The organism is Acidovorax sp. 69 (assembly GCF_002797445.1).
Taxonomy (GTDB): Bacteria; Pseudomonadota; Gammaproteobacteria; order Burkholderiales; family Burkholderiaceae_C; genus Acidovorax.
Map to the genome: position 1 here is coordinate 3801500 of NZ_PGEP01000001.1, position 15902 is coordinate 3817401.

The following is a 15902-nucleotide window of genomic DNA, read 5'->3' on the forward strand; positions in this document are numbered from 1 at the left end:
CGGCCCTTCGCACGCCGGTACCTGGCCGCTGAATGCCTCAGTAAATCTCCGGAACGTACATGCTGGCGGGCACGGGCTGGCGCAAATATTCGGGGTTGCGCACCCGTTCGGGCAATACCACGGCCGGGTGCGGCACATCCTGGTACGGCAACTGCGACAACAGGTGGGCAATGCAATTGAGGCGCGCCTTTTTCTTGTCCACCGCCTGCACAACCCACCATGGCGCCTCGGGGATGTGCGTGCGCTCGAGCATGGTTTCCTTGGCCTTGGTGTAGGCCTCCCAGCGCACGCGGCTTTCCAGGTCCATGGGGCTCAATTTCCACTGCTTGAGCGGGTCGTGGATGCGACCCAGAAAGCGCAGGTGCTGCTCTTCGTCGGTGATGGAGAACCAGTATTTGACCAGCGTGATGCCCGAGCGCACAAGCATCTTCTCGAACTCAGGCACGGTACGGAAGAATTCCTCGTACTCATCATCAGAGCAAAAGCCCATCACACGCTCCACCCCGGCGCGGTTGTACCAACTGCGGTCAAACAGCACCATCTCGCCGGCCGCAGGCAGGTGCGCCACGTAACGCTGAAAGTACCACTGTGTGCGTTCACGGTCGTTGGGGGCAGGCAGCGCGGCCACGCGCGCCACACGCGGGTTCAACCGCTGGGTGATGCGCTTGATGACGCCACCCTTGCCGGCAGCGTCACGCCCTTCAAACAAAATCACCACCTTCTGGCGGCTGTGCTGCACCCAGTCCTGCAGCTTGACCAGCTCGCCTTGCAGCTGAAACAGGTCCTTGAAATATTGCTGACGCGCCAGCCGGTCGGTGGGCTGGGGCGCGCCAATGTCATCCACGTTACGGTCCTCGATCTCCAGCTCCAGCTCCTCGTCGTAGCTGTCGATCAGGTCATTGGCGATGCGTTGCATCAGCTCCTGGGTATCGAGGGTGTTGTTGTAGAACATGGGGGCTATCCAGCGGTACAAATGAGGTGTGCCATGGTGGCGGGCTGCAGTGACAGTGTTGTGACATTGGCGTGATCTGTCACAACCTTGTCATACCTGCAGACCACGATACAGACCCGTGCCGCCTGCAGCTTCCCCTCCCACAACGCTCTCCCCCAGCGCCAGCCTGAACTACGGAGGCGACGCGGCTGGGCTGATCTGTGGATACCTGCTGGGTGCCAACACCGTGCCGCGCGAGGTCGATTCGGCCCAGGCCGCGCAGTGGCTGGCGGGCCTGCAGGCCGGGGCCGATCTGCAGGGGCAGTTCCTGTGGCTGCATTTCAACCTGAGCCAGACGCAGGCGGTGCGCTGGATGGAGCGGCACGCCGACCTGCCCGAAGCCTTTTTTGATGCACTCAGGGACCGCTCGTTCTCCACCCGCATCGAGCGCGACGACGACACGCTGATTGCGGTGCTCAATGACGCACATTTTGATTTTGCGTTCGAGCCGTCGGACATTGCGACCCTGTGGACCAGCGTGGCGCCGCACCTCATGGTGACGGGGCGCACCCGCCCCTTGCGCTCGGTGGACGCGCTGCGCACGGCGGTGCGCAGCGGCAATGCGCCCTGCTCCAGCGTGGCCCTGCTGGCAGAGCTGATGCGCACCCAGGCGTCGGGACTGGTGAACATTGTTCGCGGCGTAACCCAGCGCATCGACGATGTGGAAGATGCTCTGCTGGCGGGCCGGCTGGACCACAAGCGCGCCCGGCTGGGTGTACTGCGTCGCCTGCTGGTGCGCCTGCAGCGCCTGCTGGCGCCAGAGCCCGCAGCGTTGTTCCGCCTGCTGCAGCACCCCCCAGCCTGGATGGGCGCCGACGATGCCCAGGAGCTGCGCGACTCGACCGAAGAGTTCTCGGTGGTGTTGCGCGACATGCAGGGCCTGCAAGAGCGCATCAAGCTGCTGCAGGAGGAGATTGCCGCCAGCGTGCAGGAGGCCAACAGCCGCAGCCTGTTTGTGCTGACGGTGGTAACTGTGCTCGCCCTGCCCATCAACATCCTGGCCGGGTTGTTTGGCATGAATGTGGGCGGCGTTCCGCTGGCGGACAACGGCCACGGCTTCTGGATCATTGTGGCGGTGGTGGCGGCCTTCACGGCGGTGGCGGGGTGGCTGGCACTGCGGGGCGCGCGCGACCAGTAGCCCCTGGACTCCGCGCATTGAAGAGCACCTCTACAATCGCGCCCCTTGCCATGCTCCCCGGACTGCACGCCCACCATGAACATCGTCGTCAACGAAGAACTCAAAGCCTACATCGAACCCCTGACCCCCGACGAGCATGAGGCTCTGGAGCGCAGCATCCTGGCCGAAGGCTGCCGTGACGCCCTGGTGCTGTGGGGTGATGTACTGGTGGATGGCCACAACCGCTACGGCATCTGTCAAAAACACGGCCTGCCATACCAGACCGTGCAGAACCCCCGCTTTCAATCCATGGAAGACGTGCATCTGTGGATGATCGACCAGCACCTGGGCCGCCGCAGCGTGTCGGACTTCCAGCGCGGCGTGCTGGCGCTGCGCAAGCGCGAGATCGTGGCCGATCGCCGCGCCCGCGCAGCAGCCGCACCTGACGCGGCATCTTCATCCGGCGAAAGCGCTGCAGGCGCAAGCACCGCCGAAAACGCGGCCGGGCTGCCTTCCCCCGACCCGTTGAGCAGCCGCGAAGCCATTGCGAAGGCGGCGCGCCTGAGCAGCAGCCAGGTGGTGATGATCGAGAAAATCCAGAAGCAGGCAGCCCCCGAACTGGTGGCGGCGGTGAAGTCCGGCACCATCTCCATCAACGCCGCCGCCGCCGTCGCCACGCTGCCCGCCGAAGAACAGGTGGCAGCCGTCGTGGCCGGCAAGGACGAACTCAAGCAGGCGGCCAAGCGCGTGCGCGAACTCAACAAGCGCAAGCCGCGCGAAGAAGCACGGTCAGACGAAAGCCCTGCAGCCACGGGAACCCGTCTCGACCCCGAAGCCAGCACGGACGAATTGCAGGCCCTGCGCATCCGTGTGGCAGAGCTGACCGCAGAAAACACCGAGCTGCGCCGGCAGGTCGCACAATGGCAAGCCGCCCAGCCTGCCGACAGCACACCGTTCTGAGACCCTCTATTTCTCGGGTGTACGGAGGCTCGGGGGTCAGCCGTTGGCGCTGCGCAGCGCGCTCAACCGGTCGGCGATGAGGTCTATGTCGAGCCCATCCTCGGCGTGGGCCAGGTAGGCCTCCAGGTCGGCCACGGCCTCGGCCGTGTTGCCTCGCTCGGCATGGGCCAGCCCCCGGTCACGCTGCTCGCCCCAGGCTTCGGGCAGCAGGACAATGAGCCGGTCGAGCACGGCAATCAGGCGCAACCCATCCTGCTGGGTGCGGTGCACCTCCTTGAGATTGCGCAGCATGCGGGCGATGATGTCGCGCGGCGTGGCCGCCTGCAGGTACAGGCCCAGCGGTACGTCATAGTCATCCACCAGGCCATTGCGACGCTTGTAAGGCTCCAACCGCTCTGCCAGCTCTTCACGGCTCAACGATTGGCCCGAAATCGGATCGAGCACCACCTGGCCCTTGGGCAAAAGTACCTTGACCATGAAGTGGCCCGGGAACGCAATGCCTCTGGCGTGCAGGCCCAGCCCCTGCGCCAGCTCCATCCACAACACGGCCAGGCTGATGGGAATGCCCCGGCGCGTGCGCAGCACGGCGTTGAGATAGCTGTTCTCCGGGTCGTAGTAGTTGTTGATGTTGCCGCCAAAGCCCAGGTCGGTAAAAAAGAACTGGTTGAGCGTGCGCAGCCGCTGCAGAGCAGGCGCATCGGCTGGCAAGCGGCGCTTGATGCGCGCGAGCAACTGATCCATGTCACCCAGCAGTTGCTGCACATCGAATTCAGGGTATTCGTCGTGGGCCAGGCTGGCAGCGGCCTCCAGCAACGGGAAGTGGTCGTCGCTTTGCACCAGCGATGCAAAGTACTCCAGCGAAGTGGGCACGGAATAGCTGAGGGACATGGTGGAGTTGTAAATGCCTCACCCAGTGGCGTCAAGCCACAGAAGGCAAGGATTTGCGGGGCATTTTTACGGATCCAGGGGCGCCCGGCCCATCAGCGCCGCAGCATCTGGCGCAGCTTGAGACCCGCCGCCCACAGAGCACCAAAGTACAGCACGGCGGCAGCCATCATCAGCGCGGCCAGCAACCCGATGCGTTGCAGGGTCTTGCCCCTCATCTCCACCCAGTCGAAATACTGCGCGCCCCACACCAACAGCACTGTCAGCAGCGCGCTGGCCGCCACCACCTGCAGCACAAAACGGCCCCAACCCGGCAGGGGCCGGTAGCTGCCACGCCGCAGCAGCCCCACCAGCAGCCAAGCGGCATTGATGAGCGCGCCGACCCCGATAGTCAGGGTGAGGGCCGCATGCTGCAGATAGGGCACCAGCACCAGGTTCATCAGCTGGGTCAGCACCAGCACCGCCACGGCAATGAGCATGGGGGTACGCATGTCGTGTTTGGCATAAAAGCCCGGCGCCAGAACCTTGATGGCCACAATGCCCACCAACCCCACCCCATAGCCCGTCAGCGCCAAGGTGGTTTGCCGCACATCCTGGTCGCCAAAAGCACCGTAGTGGTACAGCACCGCCACCAACGGCTGGGAAAAAACCAGCAAAGCCACCATGCAAGGCACCGACAACAACAGCACCAGGCGCAACCCCCAGTCCAACATGGCCGAATATGCGTCGTCGTCCTGCTTGGCCCGTGCACTGGCCAGTTGCGGCATCAGCACCACGCCCAGTGCCACACCCAGCAGCGCCGTCGGCAGCTCCATCAGGCGGTCTGCATAAGTGATCCAGCTCACGCTGCCCGTGACCAGGTGCGAGGCAATCTGCGTGTTGATGAGCAGCGATATCTGCGCCACGCTCACCCCCAGCAGCGCCGGCAGCATCAGGCGCGCCACCTTGCGGGTGGTGGGGTCGGCCCAAGCGGCTCGAATGGCCGCCCAGCGCACGCCAATGCGCGGCAAAAGCCCCAGGCGCAACAGCGCAGGCACCTGCAAGCTCAGCTGCAACAGGCCACCCAACATCACTCCGGCCGCCTGCGCGTAGATGGGCTCGATGCCATGGCGCGAAAACCAGGGCGCACCCACCGTGATGGACAGGATCAGCGCGATATTGAGCAGCACGGGCGAGGCTGCCGGCACCGCAAATTTCTTCCAGGTATTGAGAATCCCCCCGCCAGCGCCACCAGCGACATGAACCCGATGTAAGGGAACATCCAGCGCGTCATCGTGACGGCGGCGTCAAAGCCCTGGGGGGACTGCTGGAGCCCGCTGGCCATCGCCCAAACCATCCAGGGCGCACCCAGCACACCGGCGACGCACAAAAGCACCAGCGTCCAGGCCAGCAAAGTGCCCACATGGTCGATCAGCACCCGGGCACCGTCGTCGCCCTCTTGGGCGCGGGTGGCGGCCAGCACCGGCACGAATGCCTGGCTAAAGGCGCCTTCGCCCAACACCCGGCGAAACAAATTAGGAATGCGAAACGCCACATTGAAGGCGTCCGTCAGGGCACTGACCCCGAACACCGAGGCCATGAGCAACTCGCGCACCAGCCCGGTGATGCGGGAGACAAGGGTCAAAAGGGAAACGGTGGAGGCGGCTTTGAACAGTGACACCCCAAGGAGTGTAGTCCCCGAAGACCTGCCCCTGTGGCGCAGGACGCCCTCCCCCAGAGGCCGCCGCCAACGCCTGCGCCATGGGATAGACGGCCCCGCAAAGGCCGCCGCTGACATGCCGACGCGCCAGTATCTTGCGCCTCACTGTTTGGCGCACAGAGCCGTGTATCACAAGAAAGGCACTCTGGGCTATAATCGTCGGCTTTGCTGGCATCATCCACAGACCCAAGGAATTTACATCATGGCATCCACCAAACCAAAAAAGAAGAACCCACGCCTGGCGTCGGGCCGCAAGCGCGTCCGTCAGGACATCAAGCTCAACGCTGCGAACACCTCGCTGCGTTCCAAATACCGTACCGCTGTCAAGAACGTCGAAAAGGCTGTTCTGTCCGGCGACAAGACCAAGGCGACCGAACTGTTCGCCAAGATGCAAGCCGTGGTTGACACCGTGGCCGACAAGGGCATCTTCCACAAGAACAAGGCAGCTCGCGATAAGAGCCGCCTGTCTGCCAAGGTGAAAGCCCTGGCACTGGCAGCCGCCTAAACCATCCCCGCCTGCCCCGGCAGGCAAACAGCCCGAACGGCATGTGCCGTTCGCCGTTTGTAACGGGTGCGCTGCCAGCAAAAAAACGAATGAAACCGCCTTTGGGCGGTTTTTTCGTTTCAGACTCCATGCAACAAGACAAGCTACATTGCGCGGTGCATGGGGGGTAAACAGGGCAACTGCATGATCTTGCGCCAGAAATCAGTGTTCGATGGCTTCACCTACGAGTTCCTGGATGACACCGGCACCGTGGTGTTGGGAGCGTTCCGACATGCGTGGTTCTCGCAGGCGAAAAATGCCCGTTTGCGCATCCACGCCACCCGGGATGCCGCAAAGGGCGATATTCAGATGACGTTGAACGGTCAGGCCTGGAGGGTGCGGCACCTGTATCTGAGCCGCGGCTACCTGAACGATATCCGCTACACGCTGGAAACGGGTGACGAAGCCATCCACGCACAAGTGGATGTGTTGGGCAAGACCGCCGGGCAAAGGCTGCCTCGGATCGTCATGACAGAGCCCATCTCGGTCGAGCTGGGCACCCCGAGGGGCTGGCCCAAGAAGCGCTACGCAGTCACCGACAGCGCCACCCGCAGGCCCATCGGGTGCATCCGCGAACCTTCGGCCATCACCCTCAAACGTGAACTTCTGATCGAAATGCCGGGGGTGGATTTGCCGGTGGCTGCTTTTCTGGGCATTGTGGCTCTCATCGCACGCTATTGAAGGCCGCCGAAAACGCCACAATACAGCCCCTCCGCCAGCGTCTGCACCACCGATTGCGCCCGGTGGGGCAAGATCAGGGCTGGGTCAGCGGCGGCGCGTCGGGCAGCAGGCAGGCCTCCGCCACCTGCAGGTTGTTGTCGCGTGCGAAATTGATGACGAAATCCCAGGCCATGGGCTCGTGGCCCTGCAGGTCGCGGTGTACCACCACGCATTTCACACCATTGAGGGTGGTGGGGATACACCACGGCGAATAGCTCAGATGGCTGCCAGGGCGGGCCCCGCCCGGGCGGAAACTGCTCATCACCCCGGCCAGCCGCTCGGCCCAGTCGCTGGGTCGAAAGGTTTTCCCGTCGTGGGTGATGCCCTGAATGAAGACTTCTTTGGAGGAGGGGGAAACCATCGGGGATTGGAGTGGTAGTGAGCGCGCCAGACACAGGATCACTGCATGCTGCACCGCAGCGCAACATTCTAACTCTTATATAAGAGCTGACTCTCTAATCCCTGCATTGAGCTGCACATAGAGATCCGAACTCAGGTAACAGGCTGCATTGCAGTGATGCGCAATCGTCAACAGACGATCACCGTGCGCGCCCTAGAATCGTGCTTCGCTTTTTCGGGTTTCTGGCCACGAGCCTGCCCCTCACTGTACCGTCTGGAGATTTCCGCATGACCGCTTCCATCCCGGCAGCTTCGCCCCACGTGATGAACACCTATGGCCGTGTGCCCATTGCACTGGCCCGCGGACAAGGCAGCCGAGTCTGGGATGTCAATGGCAAGGAATACCTGGACGGCCTGGGTGGCATTGCCGTGAACACGCTGGGCCACAACCACGCCAAGCTGGTGCCCGCGCTGCAGGACCAGATCGCCAAACTGATCCACACCTCCAACTACTACCACTCGCCCCTGCAGGAGCAACTCGCCGCCAAGCTGGTGGAGCTGTCGGGCATGACCAATGTGTTCTTCTGCAACTCGGGCCTGGAAGCCAACGAAGCGGCGCTCAAGATTGCGCGCAAGTTTGGTGTGGACAAGGGCATCGCCAAGCCCGAGATCGTGGTCTATGAGAAAGCCTTCCATGGCCGCTCCATTGCCACCATGTCGGCCACGGGCAATCCCAAGATCTACAGCGGCTTTGGCCCGCTGGTGGAAGGTTTTGTGCGCGTGCCACTCAACGACATCGAAGCCATCAAGAAAGCCACCGAGGGCAACCCCAATGTGGTCGCTGTGTTCTTCGAAACCATCCAGGGCGAAGGCGGCATCAACTCCATGCAGGTCGAATACCTGCAGCAGCTGCGCAAGCTGTGCGACGAGCGTGGCTGGCTCATGATGATCGATGAGGTGCAGTGCGGCATGGGCCGCACCGGCAAGTGGTTTGCCCACCAGTGGGCCGGGATCGTGCCCGATGTGATGCCCCTGGCCAAGGGCCTGGGCTCGGGCGTGCCGATTGGCGCCGTGGTGGCGGGCCCCAAGGCCGCCAACGTGCTGCAGCCCGGCAACCATGGCACCACCTTTGGCGGCAACCCGCTGGCCATGCGCGCAGGGGTGGAGACCATCCGCATCATGGAAGAAGACGGCCTGTTGCAAAATGCCGCCACCGTGGGCGAGCACCTGCGCGCAGCCCTGCAACGCGAACTGGGCCACCTGCCCGAGGTGAAGGAAATTCGCGGCCAGGGCCTGATGCTGGGTATCGAGTTGACCAAGCCCTGCGGCGTCCTGATCGGCCGTGCTGCCGAAGCCGGGCTGTTGCTGTCGGTGACCGCCGACACCGTGATCCGCCTGGTGCCCCCGCTGATCCTCACGACCACCGAGGCCGACGAGATCGTTGCCAAGCTGGTCCCCCTGGTCAAGACCCTCCTTGCCGAATGAAGAACGACGCCATGACGCTGAAACATTACCTGCAGTTCAACGACCTCAACGCCGACGAATACGCCTATCTGTTCGAGCGCGCCGCCGTCATCAAGAAGAAGTTCAAGGCCTACGAAAAGCACCACCCCTTGGTGGACCGTACGCTCGCCATGATTTTCGAGAAGGCCAGCACACGCACGCGTGTGAGCTTTGAGGCGGGCATGTACCAATTGGGCGGCAGCGTGGTGCACCTGACCACGGGCGACAGCCAGCTGGGCCGTGCAGAGCCCATCGAAGACAGCGCCAAGGTCATCAGCCGCATGGTGGACCTGGTGATGATCCGCACCTACGAGCAGGCCAAGATCGAGCGTTTTGCCGCCAACTCGCGCGTACCGGTCATCAACGGCCTGACCAACGAATACCACCCCTGCCAGATCCTGGCAGACATCTTCACCTTCATCGAACACCGGGGCTCCATCCAGGGCAAAACGGTAGCGTGGGTGGGCGACGGCAACAACATGGCCAACACCTGGCTGCAGGCGGCATCGCTGCTGGGCTTCAAGGTGCACGTGAGCACACCCCGTGGCTACGAAGTTAATGAAAAATTGGCCGCAGGCGCCGGTGGAATAAGCGCTGATAGCTATCAATTTTTTAGCAACCCGCTGGAAGCCTGCAAAGGCGCCGACCTGGTCACCACCGACGTGTGGACCAGCATGGGCTACGAGGCCGAGAACGAAGAGCGCAAAAAGGCGTTTGCCGACTGGTGCGTGGATGCCGAAATGATGGCGGCCGCCCAGCCTGACGCCCTGTTCATGCACTGCCTGCCTGCCCACCGGGGTGAAGAGGTCGAGGCCGATGTGATCGACGGGCCGCAGTCCGTGGTGTGGGACGAGGCTGAAAACAGGATGCACGCACAGAAGGCACTCATGGAGTACCTGCTGCTCGGCAAGCTGGCCTGACGGCCTGATCCGCCCCATGCCCTGGCGCCGCCAGCCTGCCTACACCACCGAGTTGCTCGCGCAATGGCAGTCCCTGGGACAGGCATGGGGCCAGAGCACCCCCGCCTGGCGTGCCGAAGGTCGGCGCCTGCTGCAAAGCTGGGCCCGCTGGCCGCGTGCCTACCACGACACCACCCACCTGCGGGCCTGCCTGCGGCACCTGCAGGCGGTGCACGAGCTACAGCCTGACGCAATCCAAAACCCGCACGCGGTGGCCCTGGCCCTGTGGTACCACGACGCCATCTACTGGCCCTGGAGCGCACACAACGAGACCCGCAGCGCCGACTGGGCGTGCGAGTTCCTGCTAGGCCAAGGGCTGCCCACCGCGCTGGCCGAAACCGTGCGCCAGCATGTGATGGACACCCGCCACGCCCCAGGCCCGCTCACGGGCGATGCGCAGTGGGTGGTGGACATCGACCTCGCCATCCTGGGCCAGAGCGACGCGGTGTACCGGCAGTTTGAGCGCAACGTGCGGCGCGAATACTTCTTTGTGCGCTGGCCGCGCTATGTGGCGGGGCGCAGCGCGGTACTGCAAGGGTTTCTGGACCGCCCCCACATCTATGGCACGTCGTACTTTGCGCAGCGTTACGAGGCCCAGGCGCGCACCAATCTGCAACACGCTTTGAGCGCGCTGGGCCAGGGCAAGCCCTACCAGTAGCCAAAAAATAGCCAAAACGGCCTGTGGCGCTAGTGAATGAAGCGCAAACAGCTATACAAACGATAGCATTTTAAGGGGCAGGCCCGCGACGGACGGGCATGGCCACGGGCCTTTCATCGCCCGCAGCTATTGGCGTCGCGCAACTGCCGCAGCTGCTGCACCCGCCATCCCCCCCACCACAGCCGGGCGACTGGGCCAGCCCGGGGTGGACCCTGCTCAACCCTTGGCGCCAGCGCCCGGGCAGATAACGCCAGAGCACATAGAGCGCAGCGGCAAGGACGATCAGACCGACGATGAGTTGCTGGGCCATGAGAACCTTTCCCCTCAACCACCGCCCAGCGCCAGCGCCACGCGGTAGGTCACAAAGCTGGCGGCATACGCCATGGCAAACAGATAACCCACCATCAGCAGCGGGTAGCGCCAGCCGTTGGTCTCCCGCCGCACGGCGGCAATGGTAGAGATGCACTGGGGCGCAAACACGTACCAGGCCATCAGCGACAAGGCCGTGGCCAGAGACCAAGAGCCCGCAATCAGCGTTCCCAACTGGTTCGCCACCTCGTCGCCCGTGGCAGACAGTGCGTACACCGTGCCCAGCGCGCTCACCGCCACCTCGCGGGCCGCCATGCCGGGCACCAAGGCAATGGCAATCTGCCAGTTAAAGCCAATCGGCGCGACGAGGACCTCGAGCAGGCGGCCCAGCTGGCCGGCCAGGCTGTACGTGATGGCGGGCTGCGTGGCGCCCTCTGGCGCGCCGGGGTAGGTGGACAAAAACCACAGCAACACCGTGACAGCCAGGATGATGCCACCCACCCGCTTGATGAAGATCACCGCCCGCTCGTACAGCCCATAGGCCAGGCCCCGCACGCTGGGCCAGCGGTAGGCGGGCAGCTCCATCAAAAGCGGCGTGGCCCGCGTATCGCTGCGGGCCAGCTTGGCGACCGCCGCCACCGCCATGGCGCTGGCAATGCCCGCCACATACAGCGCAAACAACACCACCCCCTGCAGGTTGAAAACACCCGCCACCGCGCGCTCCGGAATGAACGCCGCAATCAGCAGCGCGTACACCGGCAGCCGCGCCGAGCAGGTCATGAGCGGGGCGATCATGATGGTCACCAGCCGGTCGCGCCAATGGGTGATGGAGCGTGTGGCCATCACGCCCGGCACGGCGCAGGCAAAGCTCGACAACAGCGGGATGAACGACCGGCCCGACAGGCCCACCGTGCCCATCACCCGGTCCAGCAAAAACGCTGCACGCGGCAGGTAGCCGGAGTCCTCCAGCGCCAGGATGAACAAAAACAAAAACAGAATCTGCGGCAAAAACACCAGCACCCCGCCCGCGCCTGCCAGCACTCCGTCTGTCAACAGGCTGCGCAGGGGGCCGTCGGCCATGTGGGTGTTGATCAGAGCCGCCAGCCAGCTCATGCCCTCTTCAATCCACGACTTGGGCAGCTCGGCCCAGCTGAACACCGCCTGGAACATCAGGAACAGCGTGGCGGCCAGTATCAGCAGGCCCCACACCGGGTGCAGCACCACCGCGTCGATGCGGTCGTCGGTGCGCAGGCTGACCACGGGCACGCGCACGGCCAGATCCATGATGTGCCGCACCTGCTGATGGGTGCGAATGACATCGGCCTGGGCCTCCAGATCACCGGCATCCAGCCTGGACGCCGTGTTGGGCGACACCGATGGGCGCGTCAAAGTGTCGGGCGTGGCGGTGTCCAGCCACTGAAGCAGCTCACGGGCTCCATCCCCCCGCACGCCCACGGTAGCCAGCACCGGCATGCCCAACTCACGCGCCAGCACCTCACGGTCGATCACGATGCCCTGGCGCTCGGCCACATCCATCATGTTGAGCACCAGCACCATGGGCAGCCCCAGGGCGCGGGCCTCCAGCACCAGGCGCAGGTTCAGGCGCAGATGCGTGGCATCGGTCACGCACACCAGCACATCGGGCAAGGGCTCGCCAGCACGTTGGCCGCGCACGATGTCGCGCGTGATGGCCTCGTCCAGGCTGTGCGCATGCAGGCTGTAAGCACCCGGCAGGTCCAGCACCCGCACGCGGCGGCCTGCGGCGGTTTGCAACAAGCCCTCTTTGCGCTCGACCGTCACGCCCGCATAGTTCGCCACCTTCTGGCGTGCGCCGGTGAGCAGATTGAACAGTGCGGTCTTGCCACAATTGGGGTTGCCCAGCAGCGCGATGCGCAGCGGCGCAGTGCCCTGGGGCAATGACGCGGTCGCCTGTGTGTTCATGGCGCCTCCTGCACAGTTGGCGCTACCTGCACCATCGACGCCTCTTTGTGCCGCAGCGCAAAAGTGACCTGCCCCACGCGCACAGCAATGGGATCGCCGCCCAATCCGCCCCGCGCCACCACACGCACAGTTTCACCCGGCACGAATCCGATTTCCAGCAAGCGCAAAAGAACACTGTGTTCTTGCGCGTCGCGTGCGGGCAGCAACCCCGTCACCAGCGCCTGGGCATGCAATGGCAGTGCGTCCAACCCGGTAGATGAGGAATGCCCAGTGCGGGGTCGCAGCATCGCGGCAGCGCCATCGTCCATGGTTTTCATGGTGCTTGGTTTCGAGGTTAATAATATTGATTCTCATTCTACCAATATCTTCTCGCAACCGGTGATCCACTTTCACTGCAGTTGATCCAAAGCAGCCGGTGCGGTCTCCGGCGCCTTGATCCACTGTGCAGGCCACATGCCTGCACCACCATTGCGCGATGCGCCCTTCAAACACAGCTCAGAACGCCCACGCCCCCAGTTGGTAGTAATCAAAGCCGCTGCTGCGCCCACCCAGGCATTGCGCCAGGAAGTCTTCGGTCTTGCGGTACATGGTGAGGTTGTTAGGCCAGCGCTGGTTGCCATGGCCATCGCCCGTGAAGGTGACGTAATCCACCGGCTTGCCCGCCTTGCGCAATGCCGCCACCATCCATTCAGACTGCTCCAGCTTCACGCGCGGGTCGTTCACGCCGTGCATGATGAGGATGGGCTTTTGGGCCTGCTCGGCGCGGTACAGGGGCGACTTGGCATCCATGCGCGCACGGTCGGCGGGCACGGCGGGGTTTCCCACGTAGCGGTGCCACCAGGGAAGGCCTAGCTCCCAGTACGGCGGCGCGGCCTCCAGCAGGCGGGCAATGTCTGTCACGCCCACCACATCCACGGCGCACGCAAAGACTTCGGGCGTGAAGGTGGCGCCCACCAAGGCCGAATACCCGCCATAGCTGGCACCATAGATTGCCACGCGCTCAGGGTCGGCTACGCCGCGCTCCACCGCCCAGCGCACGCCGTCCACCAGGTCGTCGTGCATGCGGCCTGCAAACTCGCCCCGGGCTTTTTCCATGTGCGCGCGGCCGTAGCCGCTGGAACCCCGGTAGTTGACCTGCAGCACCGCATAGCCCCGGTTGGCCAAAAACTGCTGCATGGCACGGCTGGTGGCGCCATCGCCCCAGCGGTCGCGGGCCCAGGGGCCGCCATGCACCAACAGCACCGTGGGCAATCGCTGCGGCGCTGCGCCCACGGGCAGCGTGAGGTAGCCATGGATGGGCAGGCCGTCGCGGGCCTGGTAGGTGATGGGCTGGGTGGGGGCCAGGTCCTTGGCGATCAGGCTCAGGCGGTTCTCGCCCAGAAAGCGGGGCTCGTGCCCATCGCGCAGCAGGTAGCTGCGCGTGCCGCGGTCAGTGGCCACCGCCACCGTGAGCACCTTGTCGGTCTGGTCCACGCTGGTCACCAGCACCTCTGCGGGCTTGTCGCCTGCCAATGCTGACAGCCGCGCGTCCAGCGCCGGGTCGAACACCTTGCGAGCGGGGTAGCCCGGCATGAAGTACGCCACCAGGGGCTCGCGGGTGCGGCGGCTGAGCGTCACGTTGTCCAGATCCACGTCGGGGGAGGCAAACCATTCCTCTTCGCCCCCCGTGGTCAGGTCCAGCCGCACCAGCGACAGCTTGTCGCGCCCCCGGTTCGACAGCGCCCAGGCCTTGCGGCCCTCGTCATGCAGGCCAAAGATGTTCAGGGTGTCCCAGCGGCTGCGTTCTGCCACCGTGACCCAGCTGCCCGCATCGGCGCCCGGCCGCTCCAGCAGCACCTGCTCACCTTTGATCTGCGCACGGGCACGCAATTGCCCCGAAGTGTCCACACCCCACCAGCTCACATTGCCGGGGTTGGTGGCCATGAGCACCGGCGCGCCGCCAGCGGGGTTCACCCGGTACAGGTCGAACACTTTCTTGTCGCGCTGGTTGGAGGTGACGATGAAGTCGGACGACGCATCCACCGCCTCCGCAAAATGCGCCACCGAACGCGGCGCAGGCATCAGCTCCCGCAGCTCGGTGCCTGCGCCTTCGACCAGCCCCGCATAGATGCGGGTGTTTTCGTCGCCGGTCGGGTCGGCCGTGATGCCCAGCCAACGGCTGTCCGCACTGAAGCGGATGGTGCGTGCACGGATGCGAAACGCCTTGGCGTCGCCCCCATCGATGGACTGCACCCAGATCGCGGGCACCACGCCGTCGGTGCCAAACCAGGCGATGCGTTGTCCATCCGGCGACACGCGGTAGCCGCCCGTGGACTGACGGCTGGCGACAAAGTCGCGCACCGGTACCAGGTCGGGCAGTTGCGCCCCTGCCAGCGACGGGTGTGTGGGGCCGGACGCACAGCCCACCAACGCCAGCACCGCTGCCAGCGCCGCACTGCCCCACCATCGCCGCACCGTGTCTTGCCGTGTCGAATAACGCATTGCCTTCTCCCTCACGTGTTGACCGTTTGAATACCGCCATTGTGCAAACCTCCGCCTTAACGCCAGCCAAAGGCGCCACCCGATGCATCACCCAACAGGCATGGCGCCCGCCACAATCGCCCCATGCACATCCTGCTCATCGAAGACGACCTGGACCTGGGCCGCGCGCTGCAGTCCGCGCTGAAGGTGGAGGGCCTGACGAGCGAATGGCTGCGCCGCGCGGTGGACGCACCCGCCACGGTCGACGCCACCACGGTGGACTGCGTGCTGCTCGACCTAACGCTGCCCGATGGCAGCGGCTTTGACCTGCTGGCGCGCTGGCGCAACCAGGCAGGCCAAGGCGGGCAGGTGCCCATCATCGTGATCACCGCGCGCTCGGCGGTGGAAGACCGGCTGGCAGGGCTGGACGGCGGGGCGGACGACTTTGTGGTCAAGCCCTTTGCCACGGCCGAGCTGATGTCACGCATCCGCGCGGTGCTAAGGCGCAGCGCGCGCCAGGCCAGCGAGCGCTGGGCGCTGGGCGATCTGGTGATCGAGCCCCGGCGGCACGCCGCGCAGCGCGGTGGTTTACCGCTGGAGCTATCGCCGCGCGAGTTTCAGCTGCTGCTGGAGCTGGCGCGCGAGCCGGGCGTGGTGGTGTCCAAAAGCGTGCTGTCGCAGCGGCTCGACCCACTGGGAGAACCCATGGACTTTGGCGCCATCGAAGTGCATGTGTCAAACCTGCGGCGCAAGATTGGGGCGGAGTTGATTCGCACCGTGCGGGGCGTGGGCTACCTGTTGCAGTCATGACCGACGC

14 protein-coding genes and 1 pseudogene are annotated in these 15902 nt (G+C 64.6%); 8 read left to right on the top strand and 7 right to left on the bottom strand.

The window, feature by feature from the left end:
- Positions 1 to 37: 37 nt before the first annotated feature.
- Entirely contained in the window at positions 38 to 952 is a 915-nt protein-coding gene (gene ppk2 / locus CLU85_RS17455; RefSeq protein ID WP_100411374.1) for a polyphosphate kinase 2, read from the bottom strand.
- Positions 953 to 1070: 118 nt separating this feature from the next.
- On the opposite strand from ppk2, the gene CLU85_RS17460 reads away from it, so the two are divergent.
- Both CLU85_RS17460 and CLU85_RS17465 read left to right on the top strand, forming a co-directional pair.
- Positions 1071 to 2129, top strand: a complete 1059-nt coding sequence (locus CLU85_RS17460) for a transporter (RefSeq protein ID WP_100411375.1) — start codon at positions 1071 to 1073, stop codon at positions 2127 to 2129.
- A gap of 75 nt (positions 2130 to 2204) precedes the next feature.
- Entirely contained in the window at positions 2205 to 3068 is an 864-nt protein-coding gene (locus CLU85_RS17465; protein ID WP_100411376.1) for a plasmid replication/partition related protein, read from the top strand.
- A 36-nt stretch (positions 3069 to 3104) separates the two neighbouring features.
- Here CLU85_RS17465 and CLU85_RS17470 read toward each other — a convergent pair whose 3' ends face one another.
- The gene (locus tag CLU85_RS17470; protein ID WP_100411377.1) at positions 3105 to 3956 is read right to left on the bottom strand and encodes a SirB1 family protein; all 852 of its coding nucleotides are present in this window, start codon (positions 3954 to 3956) and stop codon (positions 3105 to 3107) included.
- A 92-nt stretch (positions 3957 to 4048) separates the two neighbouring features.
- Positions 4049 to 5613 (bottom strand): annotated as a pseudogene (gene murJ / locus CLU85_RS17475) (murein biosynthesis integral membrane protein MurJ).
- Positions 5614 to 5854: 241 nt separating this feature from the next.
- On the opposite strand from murJ, the gene rpsT reads away from it, so the two are divergent.
- Together rpsT and CLU85_RS17485 are read left to right on the top strand one after the other, a co-directional pair.
- A complete protein-coding gene (gene rpsT, locus CLU85_RS17480) occupies positions 5855 to 6157 on the top strand; it encodes a 30S ribosomal protein S20 (protein WP_100411378.1) in 303 nt (100 codons plus the stop codon).
- A gap of 183 nt (positions 6158 to 6340) precedes the next feature.
- Positions 6341 to 6877: a hypothetical protein gene (locus CLU85_RS17485; RefSeq protein ID WP_100412618.1), complete on the top strand. Its 537-nt coding sequence runs from the start codon at positions 6341 to 6343 to the stop codon at positions 6875 to 6877.
- 73 nt (positions 6878 to 6950) lie between these two features.
- Here the strand turns inward: CLU85_RS17485 and CLU85_RS17490 are convergent, their stop codons facing one another.
- Complete coding sequence (locus CLU85_RS17490; RefSeq protein ID WP_100411379.1) at positions 6951 to 7277, bottom strand: DUF3579 domain-containing protein; 327 nt, start codon at positions 7275 to 7277, stop codon at positions 6951 to 6953.
- 266 nt (positions 7278 to 7543) lie between these two features.
- Here CLU85_RS17490 and CLU85_RS17495 point away from each other — a divergent pair, with 266 nt between their 5' ends.
- Genes CLU85_RS17495 through CLU85_RS17505 form a run of 3 tightly spaced genes read left to right on the top strand, consistent with a single transcriptional unit; the run spans position 7544 to position 10375 of the window.
- Complete coding sequence (locus CLU85_RS17495) at positions 7544 to 8740, top strand: aspartate aminotransferase family protein (protein ID WP_100411380.1); 1197 nt, start codon at positions 7544 to 7546, stop codon at positions 8738 to 8740.
- An 11-nt stretch (positions 8741 to 8751) separates the two neighbouring features.
- A complete protein-coding gene (gene argF / locus CLU85_RS17500; RefSeq protein WP_100412619.1) occupies positions 8752 to 9678 on the top strand; it encodes an ornithine carbamoyltransferase in 927 nt (308 codons plus the stop codon).
- 16 nt (positions 9679 to 9694) lie between these two features.
- Entirely contained in the window at positions 9695 to 10375 is a 681-nt protein-coding gene (locus CLU85_RS17505) for a hypothetical protein (RefSeq protein WP_100411381.1), read from the top strand.
- 324 nt (positions 10376 to 10699) lie between these two features.
- Here the strand turns inward: CLU85_RS17505 and CLU85_RS17515 are convergent, their stop codons facing one another.
- From CLU85_RS17515 to CLU85_RS17525, 3 genes are all read right to left on the bottom strand, one after another.
- Positions 10700 to 12625 carry a ferrous iron transporter B gene (locus CLU85_RS17515; RefSeq protein ID WP_100411383.1) on the bottom strand — a complete coding sequence of 642 codons (1926 nt, stop codon included), beginning with the start codon at positions 12623 to 12625 and terminating at the stop codon, positions 10700 to 10702.
- On the bottom strand, positions 12622 to 12942 hold the full coding sequence (locus tag CLU85_RS17520; protein WP_369858249.1) for a ferrous iron transport protein A: 321 nt from the start codon (positions 12940 to 12942) through the stop codon (positions 12622 to 12624). The genes CLU85_RS17515 and CLU85_RS17520 overlap by 4 nt, the downstream gene beginning before the upstream one ends.
- A 178-nt stretch (positions 12943 to 13120) precedes the next feature.
- A complete protein-coding gene (locus CLU85_RS17525) occupies positions 13121 to 15106 on the bottom strand; it encodes a S9 family peptidase (protein ID WP_100411384.1) in 1986 nt (661 codons plus the stop codon).
- Positions 15107 to 15229: 123 nt separating this feature from the next.
- Here CLU85_RS17525 and CLU85_RS17530 point away from each other — a divergent pair, with 123 nt between their 5' ends.
- Positions 15230 to 15895 (top strand): response regulator transcription factor, encoded by a 666-nt coding sequence (locus CLU85_RS17530; RefSeq protein ID WP_100411385.1) that lies wholly within the window; start codon positions 15230 to 15232, stop codon positions 15893 to 15895.
- Positions 15896 to 15902 lie beyond the last annotated feature (7 nt).